This window comes from Paenibacillus sp. FSL R5-0517, assembly GCF_037974355.1.
Taxonomy (GTDB): Bacteria; Bacillota; Bacilli; order Paenibacillales; family Paenibacillaceae; genus Paenibacillus.
The window spans coordinates 5,982,290-5,999,869 of record NZ_CP150235.1 but is presented as its reverse complement, the minus strand read 5'-3'; the positions used below and the strand labels follow the sequence as shown (position 1 = coordinate 5,999,869).

The 17,580-nt window shown below is 45.2% G+C and carries 15 protein-coding genes and 1 riboswitch; of the genes, 8 read left to right on the top strand and 7 right to left on the bottom strand.

Annotated features, from left to right (window positions below):
• Positions 1-14: 14 nt before the first annotated feature.
• Positions 15-1,046, bottom strand: a complete 1,032-nt coding sequence (locus MKX40_RS26830) for a YafY family protein (protein WP_339237950.1) — start codon at positions 1,044-1,046, stop codon at positions 15-17.
• A gap of 87 nt (positions 1,047-1,133) precedes the next feature.
• On the opposite strand from MKX40_RS26830, the gene MKX40_RS26825 reads away from it, so the two are divergent.
• The gene (locus MKX40_RS26825) at positions 1,134-1,577 is read left to right on the top strand and encodes a VOC family protein (protein ID WP_339237948.1); all 444 of its coding nucleotides are present in this window, start codon (positions 1,134-1,136) and stop codon (positions 1,575-1,577) included.
• 139 nt (positions 1,578-1,716) lie between these two features.
• Here MKX40_RS26825 and MKX40_RS26820 read toward each other — a convergent pair whose 3' ends face one another.
• Both MKX40_RS26820 and MKX40_RS26815 read right to left on the bottom strand, forming a co-directional pair.
• The gene (locus MKX40_RS26820) at positions 1,717-2,193 is read right to left on the bottom strand and encodes a DMT family transporter (protein ID WP_339237946.1); all 477 of its coding nucleotides are present in this window, start codon (positions 2,191-2,193) and stop codon (positions 1,717-1,719) included.
• 12 nt (positions 2,194-2,205) lie between these two features.
• The gene (locus tag MKX40_RS26815; RefSeq protein ID WP_339237944.1) at positions 2,206-2,640 is read right to left on the bottom strand and encodes a DMT family transporter; all 435 of its coding nucleotides are present in this window, start codon (positions 2,638-2,640) and stop codon (positions 2,206-2,208) included.
• A 186-nt stretch (positions 2,641-2,826) separates the two neighbouring features.
• On the opposite strand from MKX40_RS26815, the gene MKX40_RS26810 reads away from it, so the two are divergent.
• The 7 genes from MKX40_RS26810 (at position 2,827) to mmuM (ending at position 11,985) form a co-directional block, all read left to right on the top strand.
• Positions 2,827-3,663 (top strand): AraC family transcriptional regulator, encoded by an 837-nt coding sequence (locus MKX40_RS26810; protein ID WP_339237943.1) that lies wholly within the window; start codon positions 2,827-2,829, stop codon positions 3,661-3,663.
• 439 nt (positions 3,664-4,102) lie between these two features.
• On the top strand, positions 4,103-5,023 hold the full coding sequence (locus MKX40_RS26805) for a PAS domain-containing methyl-accepting chemotaxis protein (RefSeq protein WP_339237941.1): 921 nt from the start codon (positions 4,103-4,105) through the stop codon (positions 5,021-5,023).
• A gap of 215 nt (positions 5,024-5,238) precedes the next feature.
• Positions 5,239-6,951, top strand: coding sequence for a spore germination protein (locus tag MKX40_RS26800; protein ID WP_339237939.1), 1,713 nt, complete (start codon positions 5,239-5,241; stop codon positions 6,949-6,951).
• Positions 6,952-6,991: 40 nt separating this feature from the next.
• Complete coding sequence (locus MKX40_RS26795; protein ID WP_339237937.1) at positions 6,992-8,092, top strand: GerAB/ArcD/ProY family transporter; 1,101 nt, start codon at positions 6,992-6,994, stop codon at positions 8,090-8,092.
• Positions 8,089-9,291 (top strand): Ger(x)C family spore germination protein, encoded by a 1,203-nt coding sequence (locus MKX40_RS26790; protein WP_339237935.1) that lies wholly within the window; start codon positions 8,089-8,091, stop codon positions 9,289-9,291. The genes MKX40_RS26795 and MKX40_RS26790 overlap by 4 nt, the downstream gene beginning before the upstream one ends.
• A gap of 70 nt (positions 9,292-9,361) precedes the next feature.
• Positions 9,362-9,464: riboswitch (SAM riboswitch) on the top strand.
• A 90-nt stretch (positions 9,465-9,554) separates the two neighbouring features.
• Positions 9,555-10,967 carry an S-methylmethionine permease gene (gene mmuP / locus MKX40_RS26785; RefSeq protein WP_339237933.1) on the top strand — a complete coding sequence of 471 codons (1,413 nt, stop codon included), beginning with the start codon at positions 9,555-9,557 and terminating at the stop codon, positions 10,965-10,967.
• Entirely contained in the window at positions 10,945-11,985 is a 1,041-nt protein-coding gene (gene mmuM, locus MKX40_RS26780) for a homocysteine S-methyltransferase (protein WP_339237931.1), read from the top strand. The genes mmuP and mmuM overlap by 23 nt, the downstream gene beginning before the upstream one ends.
• An 82-nt stretch (positions 11,986-12,067) precedes the next feature.
• On the opposite strand, the gene MKX40_RS26775 is transcribed toward mmuM, so the two are convergent.
• From MKX40_RS26775 to MKX40_RS26760, 4 genes are all read right to left on the bottom strand, one after another.
• Entirely contained in the window at positions 12,068-14,473 is a 2,406-nt protein-coding gene (locus MKX40_RS26775; protein ID WP_339237929.1) for an FtsX-like permease family protein, read from the bottom strand.
• 3 nt (positions 14,474-14,476) lie between these two features.
• Entirely contained in the window at positions 14,477-15,235 is a 759-nt protein-coding gene (locus MKX40_RS26770) for an ABC transporter ATP-binding protein (RefSeq protein ID WP_339237927.1), read from the bottom strand.
• A gap of 146 nt (positions 15,236-15,381) precedes the next feature.
• Positions 15,382-16,824: a HAMP domain-containing sensor histidine kinase gene (locus tag MKX40_RS26765; RefSeq protein ID WP_339237925.1), complete on the bottom strand. Its 1,443-nt coding sequence runs from the start codon at positions 16,822-16,824 to the stop codon at positions 15,382-15,384.
• A 20-nt stretch (positions 16,825-16,844) separates the two neighbouring features.
• Entirely contained in the window at positions 16,845-17,546 is a 702-nt protein-coding gene (locus tag MKX40_RS26760) for a response regulator transcription factor (RefSeq protein WP_339237923.1), read from the bottom strand.
• Positions 17,547-17,580: the final 34 nt, after the last annotated feature.

Sequence of the window (17,580 nt, the reverse complement as noted above, 5' to 3'; positions counted from 1 at the left end):
TAGAAATATAGTCTTTATACATGATCTAACAAGTCCATATAATAATGTCGCAATGATTCCTTTAACGTGTCGGGTTCCATAATTCGAATGGATTTACCGAATCCTGCGAGGTATCTCACTATGAAATTAAGTTCATGAGGCTCATACGAACCTGCAAGAAGCATGTGTGCCTGTTCACTGCCCGATTCGTTGACGTGTATGATCTGCATGGAGGGAAAATGTTCTTGCCGGAAAAGTTCAACCCCGGCTTCGTCAATCCGACATTGAAATGGAATAACATCTGGTGATGGTTTCCATAACAAATGGGTATCCTGTGCATGAAGCTCAATCACGTGAGCCAAAGGTTCAATGTCGGACACTTCGGCTGATATGATCCGGTCACAACGGAACACCCGGTACGCTTCTTTTTGCAGATCATAAGCCTGGCAATACCAGTAGCCTTTCCTCGCATAGAGTGCTATGGGTTGGATGGTGCGAATACTGGTGTTGGACGTGCGGGATGATGGATCTGATTGTTCAGACTCTGCAAGATTCGCAGGGGATGGCCTATGACCAGGGGATATCCGCTGATTAGCGTAAGTAACCTGGATCACTATATTCTGCACAGCAGCCATCAACAGAAACTCCAAATGTGCACTATCTCGGATCTGCTCCGTATGTCGGAAGGAAACCCGGTGTTGGATATTCTCAATATTTTGTCGTTGCTTGTCGGATAACGCGCTCAGAAATTTCTCATGAATGGTACGGAAAGAGACCTCAAAGGGTAAGCTGGAGAAGCTTCGGAGGGCCTGCATCGCAAAATAAAGGGCATGAAGCTCACCCGTATTGAACGAAATGGGAGGCAGCTGCATCTGTTGCAGCAGTCGATATCCGCCGTAGCGTCCATATTCGACATAGATGGGCGCACCCAACTCTTCCAATGAAGCGATATCTCTAATCGCGGTTCGTTTGGAAATCTGAAACTCCTGCATAAGATCTTGCAGGGTGAACTGTTGTTTTTGATTAATATAGCGCAGCATCTGGTTCATGCGTTCTGATTTTTTCATATCTAACCCTCTTAATGGTGCCATGGTATGGCACCTTTCGTTGTTATAGTGATAAGTGTAATTCAATAGGAACAAGGAGGCAATAACATGAACTTTGAAGTGGTACCATTTTTGTCGATGAACGGGGATGCGGCGGCAGCCATTGCTTTTTATGAGGAGTTTCTGGGCGCTAAAGTCATATTCAAAAAAAGTTATCAAGAGATGAAGGAGATGAACCCGGGCTTCGAGTACCCTGCCGGTCAAGATGAGTATATTACACACTCGGTACTTGAGATTGGGGTTAACAAAGTCATGATTGCGGAAGAAGCAATGGACACGGAGAGAGCATGGCAGCTAGGGAACAACACTTCATTATGTATCCAATCCAAGGATAAACATACGATTGATCAACTGTATCATTCTCTGATGCAACATGAGGGCGTGAAGGTACTGGTACCTTATGAGCAAAATGAATTTAGCCCAGGTTATGGCATTGTACGGGACCCGTTTGGCATTGCGATTCAGCTATGTGTGACGGTACATGATTTTTAACTTAAAAAACATCAAGAAAGAAGAGCCATGACATCATATGCTCTTCTTTCTTCTATATCTATACAATGTCGTTTGAGCAACCAAAAGTTTGGGAAATCCAAATGTCACTGGATATCAAATATCGAGAATTACCGATCATTTATTTGCTAAGCGTTACCGCTTGAGCTTGGTCATTCTTTTCACTGAAAATCAGAGCTAATGCAGCGAGCATCAGGATAAGTGAGACAGCTCGCTGCCAAGAGAATGCAATGAATTCACCACCGAAAAGCCCCAGGGCGTCGATGATAAAACCGGCAACAATCTGACCTACAATCGCCGTAAGATTAGCAGGGGTCACGCCCAGTTTATTTACAGCCAATGTGGACAGGAATAAATATCCGAAACCAAGGAAAACCGCAGAAAGCTGTAATTTGGGCGCATGAAGTAAGTCGAGTACATGTCCACTGCCAAAAAAATTAATGAGTACAGCCAGAATCAGTGTACCTGACGCAAACGTGAAGAAAACCGTCTCCAGCAGACCGATATTTCGGCTAATCGTACCATTGATCGAGGACTGCGCACTAAGTACAGCTCCACCCACCAAGGTGACAACAACAATCAATAAACCAATACCCATCGTAATCCTCCTCTAGAATAAAGTAAGAGCTAGCGCACCCAACATAAGTACCAAGGCGGCAATTCGTTTGCTTCCTACTGCTTTGCGATTGCTCCCCAGCCATCCGTAATGATCGATCAGAATACTGGTCACCATCTGCCCGACAACAATGGCAATCATGGAGATCCCTACACCCACAATGGGAACACCAATGACTAATGTAAGCAGATAGGTGACCCCAAGCAAACCACCAAGCAGGTTCCACTTTGGAAATTTGGTGATGGCAGCGAGGTTTCCTCTACCGAAGAAAATCAGTAGAATCAGTGAAATAATTGCCCCCATGAAGAAGTTATAGAAATCAGCTTCCAGTGTGCCGACTTGTTCTCCAAGTTTGCCATACAGTGCCCCTTCAAAGCTTAGAAGAGCTCCTGTTGCAATAGCGATGATATAAAAAATCAGTTTTTTCAATCTACCTCGACTCCTTGACATGGTATGGATAAAAAGGTGCATGACTCATCATAAGAAAATGGGGAAGGGAAGACAATAAAAGATCTTGCTTTATTTTTCTGAGAAATTATAGATCTTGCTGTGGTAAAAGGGGTATATTAATACATCTAGAAAATAATTCAGACGCGAATGCAGGAGGAGACAGGAATGATCGATACAAGCAAAGAAGAATCCTCCAGATTGTTATATATAGGAAAAGTGCAGGGCAATCCCAATTGGAATTTTCCAAGTCACATGCATGAGGATATCAGTGAAATGGTGTATGTGTCCGATGGAGAAGGTGTTATTAAAATTAACGGATATCCATATACGGTCAAAAAAGGCGATCTGTTAATCTACAACCAAGGTGTAATTCATGAACAATGCACCTCTCCCAAATGTCCACTCAGTCTTTATTATTGTGGAATAGCGAATATCTATTCGGATGGAACGCAAACAGAGCATATCATTCCTGAACACGCGTCTCCGTATATCGAAACGAAGGAATACGCTAGAAGGATTGGCGATCTGTTCGAGTTCATGTATGAGGAATCCTCCAATCAAAAGACGGGCTATGACAAAATCTGTGAAGGACTGCTTGGCGTAATGCTTGCCATAGTTCAGCGGTTAGCTCAACCCAATGCCTCACAAAAACAAGATTCGGATCATCTCGCCGTAAGGATCAAGGAATTTCTCGATGATAACTATCTTCAGCACCTGAAGCTTCAGGACATCGCTGCGTACTTTCATATGAATCCTTATTACTTATCTCATGTGTTCAAGGACAAATATAATGATTCCCCAATTCGTTATATTGTCTATCGAAGAATGGGAGAAGCGAAGCGGCTGCTAACCTCATCGGATATGAAGGTAAGTGAAATTGCACATATTTTGGGTTACCAGAATGCTAATTATTTCACTATTTTGTTCACGAAGACGATGGGCGAGTCACCCACCCAATATAAGAAGAATGAAAAGGTGGAACGTGTTGATCTGGAGACTTGAACCCCGAGATGTAATGTTCCCTTGATGGCACATGGGAGGGGAATGAGTGATGGCAGTTAGTTTGTGTATGGAATGGCGCCGAGGGGCATGCTGATCGAACTGATCTCCTACCCTGCGGACATACAGTATCTAAGGGTAATAGCGGTTACTAAAAAACAGAAAAAATGTTAGAAATACAGAAGTGTATGCTGCTTTGCTTTATGTTACGATACGTAAAAGTAGATACAGAGACATTTTACGGATGGAATAAGTGGTTGTCAGCGGATATAGTGCAGCAGTTTCTCTTATAAAAAAATAAATGACAACAGGTGATCCAAAATGCTGCAAATTGGGTATCAATAGTAGAGTCATTAGAACCTGATGGATACATATGTTGTTGTGATTGTTGTTTTGCTAGTTAAAGGCTATCTATTATGGAATGAACTGTGGGGGTTATCAAGTGCCTATATTAGCTATGGAAAAGAAAGATGTTGTAACCGATGCACTGGTCATCAAGGCGATGGAGAAAAGTCTGGCTATTATTCGATTCGATCTGGATAGACGGGTAACTTATGTGAATGAAGTTTTTGCCCAGACCATGGGATATACGGTAGATGAAATGTACGGAATGAAACATGAACATTTTTGCTTCGGGGAGTTAGCGAAAAGTTTGGAATATGAGGCTTTCTGGAAGAGCATATATAGTGGAGTAAGCTTTCAAGATAAGGTGAAACGCAAAGATGCAAAGGGGAATCCCGTATGGCTTGAGGCGACGTATATGCCGGTGTACGATGAGACGAATCAGAAGATACTGGGTGTCTCCAAAATCGCTACCAACATCACCAACCGTCAGAAAAACATCTCAGTCGTAGTGAATGAGCTGAAAACGATGTCACATGAGCTGAATGGGCAGGCAGATGTAGGCATTGAACGGAGCCAGGAATTAATGTCCAGTATCTCCTATATCTCAGAGGTGTCGGCCACTAACCGTGCGACACTGACTCATCTTCAGGAACAAGCGGGATCGATTCAGGGCGTGGTACGAACCATACGCGAGATTTCATCACAGACACAGTTGCTTGCATTAAATGCCGCCATTGAGGCTGCACATGCCGGGGAATACGGACGAGGATTCGATATTGTGGCAAAGGAAGTCAAGAAACTATCCGCAATGGTGGAGAGTTCGATCAATGAGATCCGTGATAGCGTTACTGGAATAACCAAGGAAATTGGTAATATTACAGGTGGCACCAAAAAAGTAGAGGAATACGTCGAGCGGAGCCAGCAGCAGATTGAAATTGCTTTGAATGACTTCATGGCAATCGCTGCATCGGCTCACTTGTTAGATGCCAAGGCAGAGCATGTAACCAGAATCGTATAAGAATATAATATTATTAATTGTTAGCGGTTCCTCACAGAGGAACCGTTTTTTGTCTTTGGGTAGATTACTACACACACAATGAGATTACGGGTTTGTCTTTGACGCATTTTAGGTTAGATGGTCCGCAAAAAAACGGGAATTATTGTGATCAAACAGGGACACAATACTTGGGAATACCTGCAGCTTCGCATGCAGAGAAATGTTGGGGTGGGAACATGTGGTCAACAATTCTATCCTACGTGCCAGAAGGGCCCATATGGATTCAGGCATTCCTGGTTTTCATTATTCCAATTGGCATTACCATGACTACGCGCTGGATCAATGCCGCCATTAAGCGCGGAAGCTTCTCTCGTTCTAAGAAACCCTCGATATCCTCGAAGGATATCTCTCCAGCAGCCAAAGGCCAGGGTCAAGGAACCGAGACAGGCCATTATGCCAATATTAAGTTAACGGAGAAGTATAGTACCAATCTGATTAGCGTGAAAGAAAGCTTCGGACAAAATGCAGATGTTCATATTCGGGAATTTACGATTAGGGGAACGAATACACGGGCTGCAGTCATCTATACCGAAGGTCTGGTAGATCAGGACTTGGTAGATGATCACTTGATTTCCCCGTTAATGTTAGAGGGCGTTCCCCTACTTAAGCAGGAGGGGTTTCTTCATCCAGACAATGCACATCTGTTGTCGGCATACCTGAAGGATCAATTACTTCCTGTCAGCCTGGTTGAGGAGACTTCGTCTCTCCAAGAGCTCTCAATTGGCGTGCTTTTCGGAAAAAATGCACTGTTGGTTGATGGGTTGCCAGGTGCTTTATTAATTGGAGGCCACAAGATCAAAAGTCGAGGTGTGAATGAGCCTCTGTCAGAGGGATTGATTCGTGGGCCCCGGATTGGTTTTACAGAGCAATTAAGCGATAACACAGGCATTTTACGTCGTTACGGAAGTGATCAGAGTCTCTTTATTCAAAAGTTTGAAGTGGGTTCACGGATCAAAAAAGAATTGGCGATAGCCTATATTCAGGATATTGCCGATCCCAATCTCGTTACTGAAGTCTGTAAGCGAATCGAAGAGATGGATATGGATTCGATGCTGGAATCAGGCTATGTGGAGCAACTCATCGAAGACAGTACCCTAAGTCCTTTTCAACAGGTACTAAATACGGAGAGGCCTGACCGGGTAATGGGTGCTTTGCTGGAAGGTCGGGTAGCTATTTTGTTGGATGGAACGCCATTTGTACTTGTTGTACCCGTGACCTTTAGCATGCTGCTTCAATCTCCCGAAGATTATTATGAACGTTGGATTCCAGGAACCTTTTTACGTATGCTGCGTTTTGTAGCTGCGATGCTGGCATTGCTCGCTCCTGCACTCTATATTTCGTTTATTTCGTTCCACCCTGGTCTTATCCCGACCAAGCTGGTTCTGACGATTATTGAAACGCGGACAGGGGTACCGTTTCCTTCGATCATTGAAGTACTGATCATGGAAATTTCCATTGAAATTCTGAGAGAGGCAGGGATACGGCTGCCTAAACCGATTGCGCCAGCGATGGGTATCGTGGGAGGTCTGATTATTGGACAAGCAGCAGTACAAGCAGGAATCATAAGCCAATTCCTGGTTATTGTCGTTGCGGTTACGGCGATCTCTTCCTTTACCATTCCAGTCTATAGTGCAGGGCTAACTCTGCGAATTCTGAGATTTGCCGCAATGTTTAGTGCCGCAGTTCTTGGTTTGTATGGCGTGGTTATGTTCTTCCTGCTTGTGTGCACGCATCTGGCACGGCTCTCAAGCTTTGGCGTACCTTACGTAGCTCCGGCCGTCCCTTATCACATCAATGAATGGAAGGATTTCGTTATTCGTGCTCCGTTGAACATGATGAGAATGCGTCCCAAAATGACAAATCCGCTCGATGAGGATCGTAAAAAGTAATCAAATTTTCCATCTACAGAAGCTCTGGAGGTGAACTAAAGTGAATGGCTCCCCACAAAAGATAACCACGACACAGGCCGTTATAATTATTGTGAATTACATGCTTGGTGCCGGGATCCTGACGTTACCTCGAACGACCAGTAAGGCTGTCGGAACACCGGATGTCTGGATATCCATTATTCTGTCGGGACTGATTATTGCAGGTGTCGGCATTATTCTGGTTACCTTGTGTCGCAGATTTCCGGGGAAAACGGTATTCCAGTTCACCCGTGAAATTACGGGGAGCTGGATTGCTTACATATTGGGATTTGCCATGATTATGTATTTTATGGTGATTGCCGCATTCGAAATTAGAGTCATGGCTGAAGTAACAGGGATGTATTTGCTTGAACGTACGCCCACATGGGCGATTGTTATGGTCTTCATGTGGATCGGTATATATATGATCTCAGGCGGACTTGGTGTCATAATACGGGTGTTCGAGATTATTCTACCGATTACAATCATTATATTTGTCATTGAAATTCTGCTGAGTAATCAGCTATTTGAGATTGGAAATCTTAGACCAGTGCTCGGCGAAGGTCTTATGCCTGTTTTCAAAGGACTTAAGCCTTCTCTATTATCATATACGGGGTATGAGGTGATGCTAATCATGACTGCTTATATGAAAAATCCGAAGAAAAGCAATAAGGCGATGAGCTGGGGCATACTTATATCCACCATTATATATTTGATTACGGTTGTCATGGTTGTAGGTAGCCTGTCCCTGGATGGAATCAAAACTCGAACCTGGCCAACGCTGGATTTGGTGAGAAGCTTCGAGATACAGGGATTAATATTCGAACGATTTGAATCCTTATTGCTGGTCATTTGGATTATGCAGATTTTTTCGACTACCGCGATCACACATTACTGTGCTTCGGTGGGTATTCGTGATTTGTTCCGTTCAAAAAAAATGAAGGGGATTATGTATGGTCTGCTTCCATTCATTTATGTGACAGCCATGATGCCCAAAACGGTGGATGATACTTTTGCACTTGGAGATATGCTGGGTAATGCATCTGTGTTTTTATTTGGCATTCTTCCTATGGTGTTACTGTTGATAAGTCTGATTCGCAAAAAAGGAGGCAAACATGCATGATGCCATTCCGTATGCTCTTACGTTTAGCTTCTGCCTTTTGTATTCTATTGACGCTGTCCGGATGCTGGAGCAGTCGGGAAATAGAGGATCTAAGTCTCTATGTTGGTCTTGGAATCGATGTCGGCAAAGAGACGGAATTCGAGAAAGACATCGCTGCTCAAGGAGGCTCATATCCTAAGAAGAACTATGTAACTGCCACGGTGCAGATCGCTCCGGGCTTCTCCAACAGTCAATCGAGCCAGCAATCCGGTTCTCCTTCTTCCGGCAAAACATCCTATGCCAATGAACAGCTCAGTGGAGATTCCATGTTGCAAATCTTCCGTCAGTTTGCGTTAAGGCGGGATCGACCACTTATTGGACATCATCTGAAAGTTATCGTCGTTTCCAAGGATATTGCCAAAAAATATGGTTTGGACCAATTGCTTGATTTTGTACTACGGGATAATGATATTCGACCGAACTGCCTGGTGCTAATCAGTCATCATTCTGCATTAGATGTGTTGACTTCACAGGACCCGTCTCGGATTCCGGCATTTTATCTCACAGGAATTACGAACAATTCGTACTTGTCCAACAAAATATTGGATCCTGTATTATTGTCTAAGTTAGATGCACAGATGCAGTCCGGTTCCAGCTTTCTGCTGCAAAATGTGTTGAATTCCCATGGAGAGGACAAGTTCTCTGGAGGTAGCATTTTTGATGGAAAAACAACGAAATTCATTGGAGAACTTAGTCAAACAGATCTTGAGGGTTTGTCATGGCTCAATTCCAAAAAAAAAGGAGGTGTCTTAAAAACACATAACAAGCAAGGATTCACCGTGGTATATGAAATCAAGAAGAAAAAGGTGAAAATTATTCCCAAGGTGGTCGGCAATGATATTTCATTCCATGTGAAGACTGAATCCGAAGGCTGGCTGATGGAGGATTGGCGCGCTCCCGAGGAAGAGGAAAAAGGTGAATATCTAAGAGAATTGGAAAAGGATTTTGCTGAGCTGGCCGAACAACAGATTCGTCAGGTGTTGTACAAACTTCAGCATACTTATAAAGTCGATGTAGCGGATTTTCGGGACAGCTTGCGTATTAAACATCCAAAGACATGGAAGAAAGTCAAAGGTGATTGGGATAAAATTTTCAGTACCGTGCCGATCACGTATGAGGTAAAGACCACTATTACCAATCCAGGGTCTTCCACAGAATAGCGAGATGTGCCATTTATGATATAAATATTGACACATTCATAATCAATCGCTATATTTATAAAAAATCATTTTCTTATCCAGAGAGGTGGAGGGACTGGCCCTTAGAAACCTCAGCAACAGATCTGAAGGATACTGTGCTAATTCCAGCGGGTGAACAGCCTGATAGATAGGAGCGTTTGTTTTTATTTGTCAGTAACGGCGCACTCTTTAGGAAGAGTGGGTCTTTTTTGTTTTTCTGGATGAAGAAGTAGGGAGCAGCAGGTATGGAGAACAACAACGACAAAGGGCATTTTCAGCGGAAAATGCAGGCACGGCATGTGGTCATGCTCTCTCTGGGTGGCGTCATTGGAACGGGATTATTCCTGAGCTCGGGTTATACGATTCAGCAGGCGGGACCACTGGGAACTATTCTTTCCTACTTGATTGGAGCGATCGTAGTATATCTGGTGATGCTCTGTCTTGGTGAACTGTCTGTTCATATGCCAGAGACGGGAGCATTTCATAGTTATGCGGCAAGATATATTGGACCAGCAACAGGCTACACGGTGGCTTGGTTGTACTGGTTAACCTGGACTGTTGCGCTTGGCTCTGAATTCACAGCCGCCGGTCTGCTTATGCAGCGTTGGTTCCCATCGGTAAATGTATGGATATGGAGCGCACTTTTTGCACTGATGATCTTTTTGTTCAATGCTTTAACGGTAAAACTTTTTGCGGAATCCGAGTTCTGGTTCTCATCTGTCAAAGTAGTTACCATCGTAATCTTCATTATTATCGGTGGTGCAGCCATGTTTGGGTTCATTCCCATGGCGGATGCTGAACCGGCTCCATTTCTATCAAATATTACCGCATCCGGGTGGTTCCCTCATGGGGCTACAGCGATATTGATGACTATGCTTGCTGTTAACTTTGCATTCTCAGGCACTGAGTTAATCGGTATTGCCGCCGGGGAGACGGAGAATCCAGAAAAGACGATTCCCAAAGCTATTTATACCACACTGTGGCGTTTGGTTATTTTCTTCATCGGAACGATTGTTATCTTGTCGGCCTTGCTGCCCATGTCGGACGCCAGTGTATTGGAAAGTCCTTTTGTAGCGGTAATGGAGCGGGTGGGTGTACCCTACGCTGCAGATATTATGAACTTTGTTATTCTGACGGCGATTCTCTCTGCTGCCAATTCGGGCCTCTATGCATCTTCACGGATGCTCTGGTCTCTGGCTGACAAAAGAACGATCTCTCCGTGGTTTGCCAAATTGACCAAGCGCGGGGTACCGCTGAATGCACTTCTGATCAGTATGGTGGGTGGTGCACTGGCTCTGCTGTCCAGCATTATTGCGCCAGGTACGGTGTATATTACGCTGGTCTCCATATCAGGTCTGGCTGTCGTTGCCGTATGGATGAGCATCAGCGCTTCCCAGTACATGTTCCGCAGACAGTATATCCGGGAAGGACATGCGGTCAAGGATCTGGTCTACCGTACACCACTGTATCCGGTGGTACCGATTGTTTCATTTATATTATGCCTGGCTTCATGCATAGGTATTGCCTTCGACCCGACACAGCGAATTGCGCTGTATTGTGGGGTTCCATTTATCGCAGTATGTTACGCAGCTTATTATTTGACAGAACGTGTGAATAAGAAAAGAGGACAAGTACATGACACAAACACAACCGACTAACCCCATAGAACAGATCCTTCGTGAACATCCGGTCATGATTCTGGATGGAGCGCTGGCGACGGAACTCGAACAGCATGGATGTGATCTGGATGATCCATTATGGTCTGCTCGTGTGTTGCTTGAGAATCCGGATGTTATTGTTCAGGTCCATACGGATTATTTTCGAGCAGGAGCCGACTGTGCGATTACATCCAGTTATCAGGCGACAGTGGATGGCTTCCGCAAGAGAGGCATCGGCGAGCAAGCATCGTTGGACCTGATTCGCAAGACGGTGGAACTGGCTGCACAGGCGAGAGATGACGTATGGGCAGAAGTGCAGGAAGACGGAGTTGATAATACGGAAGCCAAACTGGATGGTGATCTGGTCCTCGGAACAGCACAACAAACGTCTGATGTCTTGGGGACCGGGTGCTTGGCTCGGCCACGACCGTTGGTTGCTGCATCCGTTGGACCCTACGGCGCTTATCTAGCTGATGGATCGGAGTACATCGGTCACTACGGTGTATCAGATGAAACGCTGGCTGCATTCCATCGTCCGCGGATGGCCGCGTTGCTTGAAGCGGGTGCTGATATTTTGGCTTTTGAGACCATACCATCCTTGCAGGAAGCACAGGTGCTGGTTGATTTGCTGAAGGAGTTTCCTCATGCCTATGCCTGGCTATCCTTTTCATTAAAAGATGGGACAAGCATCAGCGAAGGTACGCCGCTTAAGACATGTGCACAGACGTTTGGCTCCGAGCCGCAGATTGCTGCGATTGGCCTGAACTGTGCTCCTATGGAAGTGGTGACGGAAGCCGTGAGTATTTTGAGCCGTGCCAGCGATAAACCTGTTATTGTGTATCCGAACTCGGGGGAAGTATACGATGCAGCAACGAAGACGTGGAGTGGGCAGGGTTCCTGTGGCAGTATGAGTGATGCTTCGGAACAGTGGGTTGCTGCGGGTGCACGGATTATTGGCGGCTGCTGCCGTACAACACCGCATCAGATTGACGAGCTTGCGAAGAAGTGGCGAAAATAAATCATATCATTATGAGAAGCCCTTTCACATCCTATAGAGGTGTGGAAGGGCTTTTTTATAATGTTAGAGAATCCTTATTAGATTATTCGATAACCAGCATACGTGGCGATGTTTCCCGAATGATCTGGGAAGAGAACCATGAGCCAAGACCTGCTGCAACGATGCTTAGGCAGGCGAACAGTATCATTCCACCCCAATGCAGGATCAGTGGAAGTTGCACGATACCATAACCGGAAAGGACCATTTCGAGCAGAAGAGGCAGTACATATACGCCAAGAAACATGCCTAGTATGGCTCCCATAGCGGATAGCAGGACCATCCCCATGGTGACTGATAACCGAATTTGACGGGATGTCATTCCTAGCGATTTGTATATCCCGTACGTTCTGCTCTCTTTGCGGATATTGATCCGGCAGGTACTGAAAATAATGATGAACGTCACAAGGATAAACATCAATCCAATCAGGCTCATCGGATAGATCAGGATGTTTGCAGCTTCCGCGTAAACCGAATCAAGCAATGTCTTCTGGGTGATTACCGAAGCGAAGTCCTTAAATTGCTCATTCAACTCCCCGACAACCTTATCCGCTTGTGCCATATTATTAACATTAATGAAGATAGCATCAAATTCACCATAACCCGGGTTCACACTTCTCATGGCATCAATGGTGATTCGACCTGAAACAGACATGTTGGCGATGGCCTGATAGATGCCTGTAATGAGGAATGTCCGCTTTTCTCCTTCAATATAGATGTCGATGAGATCACCTATATCTTTGTTCGATGTTTTGGCGATACTTACTCCAATGGCAATTTCGTTCACGTGCTGTGGGTTATTCCCTCTCAACGTTTCGAATCCAAGCTCCTGATAACTCCCGTCTAGTACACTCAAGTTAAGACTAATGGATTGACCCTTTACTGTTGCCGAAGACTCCGGGCTAATTACACCAGTGATGTTCCCTTGCCAGCCTACATTGCTTATCCTTGAATCCTCTTCTAACGCTTGCTTCAGCTCAGCCTTCGGGAATGTACTTCTGTTTACCACTACTGCTGCGATGTTGGCATTGTCATACCCCCATTTAGCTGCTGTCTGTTCAATTCCGATTATACTGGTCAGCAGCACATATCCTAAGACCAGTACAGAGGAAGCCATGGTGGTCAGTAAAAGTGTAAGAACAGAACTTTTGGTGTTTTTGAAAACATGTCGAAGTCCGAGGACCGCGGTCACAGGCATTCGTGTGAACCCGACCCAGTGTTGTGCCCATGGCGAATTCATTCTACTGGCCATCCGGCTGTGATCTGTTTCCGACATACCATAACGAATCGCCTGAACGGGTTGGATGCTGCGTGCTTTTTTGGCGTATAACACAGTAAACAAAATCACTAAAGCAAATAGAAGCACACCAGCCAGTATGGCCGCGTCCAACCCTTGGACTGGAATGTTCTGATTGTTCACTCGAAGAGAGGACGCGGATATATTAATGATCCACTTGGAGATCCATACGCTGAGTGCAAGTCCTGGGATAATGGCTGCGATAGATAGCATCGCATATTGAATAACATAGGTGCCTATCGTTCTCCGGGCAGTTAGCCCGAGTGATTTGAGAATACCTATCGTTCTGTAATTGGCCAGTATGGCATCCGAAATTGTGAACCCGATAGTCATCAAAGCGATGGAGAGCATGACAACGCCCATGAAGATCATAATGAAGCCAATAACCTGGTTAATAATCAGATAGAAAGAGGAGATCGCTTCGAACTCCATTTTGGATTCCAGAAACGGAGTTCCTGTCTCACGATTGTATCGTTCCCAATACTCCGAATTCATGCTGTAATCGTTAAAATGGATGCCGATCATGTGATGTTCGTTGCCTGCGAGTGTCGCGAAATCATGTTGATAGTCGGTAGGATTCATCCAGACCCGTGCTGTATTGGAGAAAGGGGCTCCGTATGGTACATCGATTACAATTCCGGACACCTTCAGATTCAGTGTACTTGAGCCGGTTTTGAAACCAATGGTATCGCCTACTGAGATTTGGTAGGCATTCGCCATGGACGTTGGTATCCAGACGGAGCCTTGCTCGGGAAGTGTAGTAGGCATCCCACTTGAGAACATAAGCTCATCCACATCCCATGGCGGTAAAGGCGTATTAAACATATATAGATACAGGTTGGGAATGTCCGTTTCATTAAAAACGATGCCTGATAATGTGCGATACGTTAGCAATGGGGATACCTCAACCCCATCTTGGGAAGCCCACCAGGCGTGCACAATTTCTGGGTCATTCAGTCCTTTCTCAAACGTCAGGATCTGATGAGATCCATGGGTACGGGTATGCATTTCCTGAAACTGATTGCCCGTATTCGCCAGTATGACAATAGCTGTAGATACAAGAAGTGTCGAGAGTAGCAGGAGCAGCGCAATTAACGTATTTTGTATTTTATTTTTACTCAGATACGACAAACTAAGTTTAAACATGACTGCCATAGGTTACTCCTTCCCCGTAACCAAAGCGAAGATGATCGCTTCACGATCCTGAATTTGATGTTCGTCATAGGTGTCAAACTCAAGGATTCCGCCTATCTTGCCGTCCTGAATATAGATCAGACGATCTGCCCGGCAGGCTGCCTTAATATCATGCGTAACCATAACTACGGACTGTCCTTTTCGATGAATATCCGTAAGGATATCCAGAACGGCGGTGCCGTGTTCCAGGTTCAAACTTCCGGTCGGTTCATCCGCAAAGATGATATCCGGCGAATTGATCAAAGCTCGTGCAATGGCTGCTCGTTGCTGCTGTCCTCCAGACGTCTGGGAGGGGAGGCGGTTACGCTGTCCATCAATATCCATGACATTCATCAGCTCAGTAGCCCTGGATTGGATGTCTTTCTTTTTGTTTCCAGCGATATATCCCGGTAAAGCAATGTTCTCTTTGATGGAAAGGTCCGGGATCAAGTTTATACTTTGATAAATATAACCGATTCGGCGCGTGCGGAAGTCTGACATTTCTCGTTCACCATAAGCGTCGATCCGCTGGTCACGAAAATAAACCTCACCAGCTGTAATCTGATCCAGTCCGCTAAGCAGATATAAGAGGGTTGATTTGCCAGAGCCAGAGTTACCCATGATGACCGTGAATTCCCCTTCATAGATATCGAGATCGACATTACGGATGGCATGATGTTGCTCACTTCCGCTGTTGTACGTCTTGCACAGATTCTGTGCACGGATAATCGCTTTCTTAGGCAAGTCGAATCACTCCCGAGTGCAGTATAGGATTCATTCTAGCGGAGGGATATTGAGGAAGCCTTATCAAATTATGAATAAAGTATTACTGACTTCCAAGTTGAAGCTGAAATTAAAGGCATTTGGTAAAATAGCCACGCCAGTGTGGCTCAGCAGATCGGCAGATAGAATCGGAAGGTCGTACCTTCTCCTTCTTTGCTAGTGAAGGAAATATGGCCTCCGTGTGCATCAATAATGCTTTGGCAGATGGAAAGTCCCAGTCCCGTACCTTCCTGCACACGTTGGTCTGCATGACTCGCTTGTCCTCTGAAATAACGCTGGAAAACAAACGGCATATCCTGCACACGTATGCCCTGACCCGAATCGGCGATGGTCACTTTCAAGTACCCGGATTCCAGTTCCGTGGCTATACGTATCGTGTCTCCGGGAGCTGTATGCTTGAGAGCATTGGCGACAAGATTGGAGATCACCTGTTCAATTCGGATAGGGTCGATTGCGACCAACACATTGGGGATATGGTTGGAATGAGGTCCGTCGTAGATCAGACCTTTCGTAACAACAACATGTTTAATAGGCTTCAACATAGCTTCAAGGACAGGACCAATGTACATTTCACGAGGTTCCACAGAGATCTGCCCTAGTTCCTGAAGTGCATGAACCAGTAGGTCTTCCACAAGTCGGGCCGTTTTATCCGTATGTGTCCGCATCACTCTCATATATTCCATCAGCGTTTCCTGATCGTTACACAGCCCTTCCTCAATAGCTTCTATGTATGCTTTTATCGTGGTAATCGGTGTTTTAATATCATGAGATATATTAGTGATGAGTTCCTTTTGTGCTTGTTCCTGCTGGATGCGCAACTCGTTCATATGTTTGATTTCTGTGCGCATCAAATCCAACATGGCGTAAAGGCCGCCCATTTCGTCTGTCCTGTTGTACTGGATCTGATCATCATAATTCCCTTTGATGATGGATTCCGCATGGAGCTTCAAATGATGAATGGGAGAGAGGAGCAGCTTGTCCAGAATTCTTTTCATCCAAAATAAAAATAAGCCCAGGATCATTGACAGGAGTAGTAGTACGCTAATCCATATAACCGTAAAAGTCATCGGTTTCTGAACAGTAACCATAGCTTGGGGGATGGAAAAGATAGCATTGCCGATCTGACTTCCCACGGGACCGTCCATCACGGGAAACGCAATATCAAGTGATTCACTATCGTCCACAGTCTGCGCGGCATGAGGCAGATCATAATGAAGGGAAGAACGCAGATTAACCTGGGTTCCTTCAGAGGTGGGATCGGAGGACAGAGCTACGGTTCCATCCAGGTTCACATAGGTAAGTAGAATCCCGCTTTCTCTGGCAATGGAACGTATGTCTTCTCGGGTAGTTTGTTTGTCCAGGTGTTGATGATTTTGCTCCAGAGCGAACAGAGTTGGATTAATCTTGAGCCGAACCTGATTTATGGACGGATTGGATTGTTCCGAATTTCGGTTTTGGAATAGTATTAACGCCAGTGCGAGGATACTTATAATAATCAGAAGGCTAAGTGTTGTTAACAGCCAGCGTCTGAACCAGGTGTTTAATGACATGTGGATGTCTCCAATCTCGATTATTCATAAATGAATTTGTAACCGACACCCCACACTGTCTTTAGAACAATTGGATGTGAGGGGTCTTCCTCGATTTTTTCCCGCAGTCTGCGAATGTACACGGTTACGGTGTTTTCATCACCATAGGTTGCATATCCCCAGATGGCGTCAAGCAACTGGGCTTTGGAGAATACCTGATTTTTATGGCTTGCCAGATAATGAAGTAACTCGAATTCCTTGGCAGACAGAGACACTTCCAATCCGTTCAATGTAACTTTGTAGGCTTTTTTATCGATCACAAGATTTCCAAGGCGCAGTAGATCAGTTCTGTCCATGTCTGAGGTCATGCTGTCGTAACGTCTAAAGTGGGCATTAATCCGTGCTAAAAGTTCACTCAGCGAGAAGGGCTTAGTCATATAGTCATCTGCGCCAAATCCAAGACCAAGTACCTTATCCGTATCACTGCCTCGGGCACTTAGAATGAGGATGGGGATATTATTGCGCCGTCGAATCTCGCGGCACACCTCGATCCCGTCCATGTCCGGAAGCATAATGTCCAGAATGATGTAATCTGGTTGAATAAGCTCCATAATCTGAAGCCCATCTTGTCCAGTGGCTGCAACAACAGCTTCATATTGATTTTTGGTCAAATAATCTCGCAAAATACGTGAGATATCCGGTTCATCCTCGATGATGAGGACTTTGCGCGGGTGGGTTAGCATATGTATCGCTCCAGTACTAGGGTAATCTATTATA

Bases quoted from the DNA above. Each gene is read 5' to 3' on its own strand.
- MKX40_RS26830 (WP_339237950.1), bottom strand. From the start codon at position 1,046: ATGAAAAAATCAGAACGCATGAACCAGATGCTGCGCTATATTAATCAA.
- MKX40_RS26825 (WP_339237948.1), top strand. From the start codon at position 1,134: ATGAACTTTGAAGTGGTACCATTTTTGTCGATGAACGGGGATGCGGCG.
- MKX40_RS26820 (WP_339237946.1), bottom strand. From the start codon at position 2,193: ATGGGTATTGGTTTATTGATTGTTGTTGTCACCTTGGTGGGTGGAGCT.
- MKX40_RS26810 (WP_339237943.1), top strand. From the start codon at position 2,827: ATGATCGATACAAGCAAAGAAGAATCCTCCAGATTGTTATATATAGGA.
- MKX40_RS26800 (WP_339237939.1), top strand. From the start codon at position 5,239: ATGTGGTCAACAATTCTATCCTACGTGCCAGAAGGGCCCATATGGATT.
- MKX40_RS26790 (WP_339237935.1), top strand. From the start codon at position 8,089: ATGATGCCATTCCGTATGCTCTTACGTTTAGCTTCTGCCTTTTGTATT.
- mmuP (WP_339237933.1), top strand. From the start codon at position 9,555: ATGGAGAACAACAACGACAAAGGGCATTTTCAGCGGAAAATGCAGGCA.
- mmuM (WP_339237931.1), top strand. From the start codon at position 10,945: ATGACACAAACACAACCGACTAACCCCATAGAACAGATCCTTCGTGAA.
- MKX40_RS26775 (WP_339237929.1), bottom strand. From the start codon at position 14,473: ATGGCAGTCATGTTTAAACTTAGTTTGTCGTATCTGAGTAAAAATAAA.
- MKX40_RS26765 (WP_339237925.1), bottom strand. From the start codon at position 16,824: ATGTCATTAAACACCTGGTTCAGACGCTGGCTGTTAACAACACTTAGC.
- MKX40_RS26760 (WP_339237923.1), bottom strand. From the start codon at position 17,546: ATGCTAACCCACCCGCGCAAAGTCCTCATCATCGAGGATGAACCGGAT.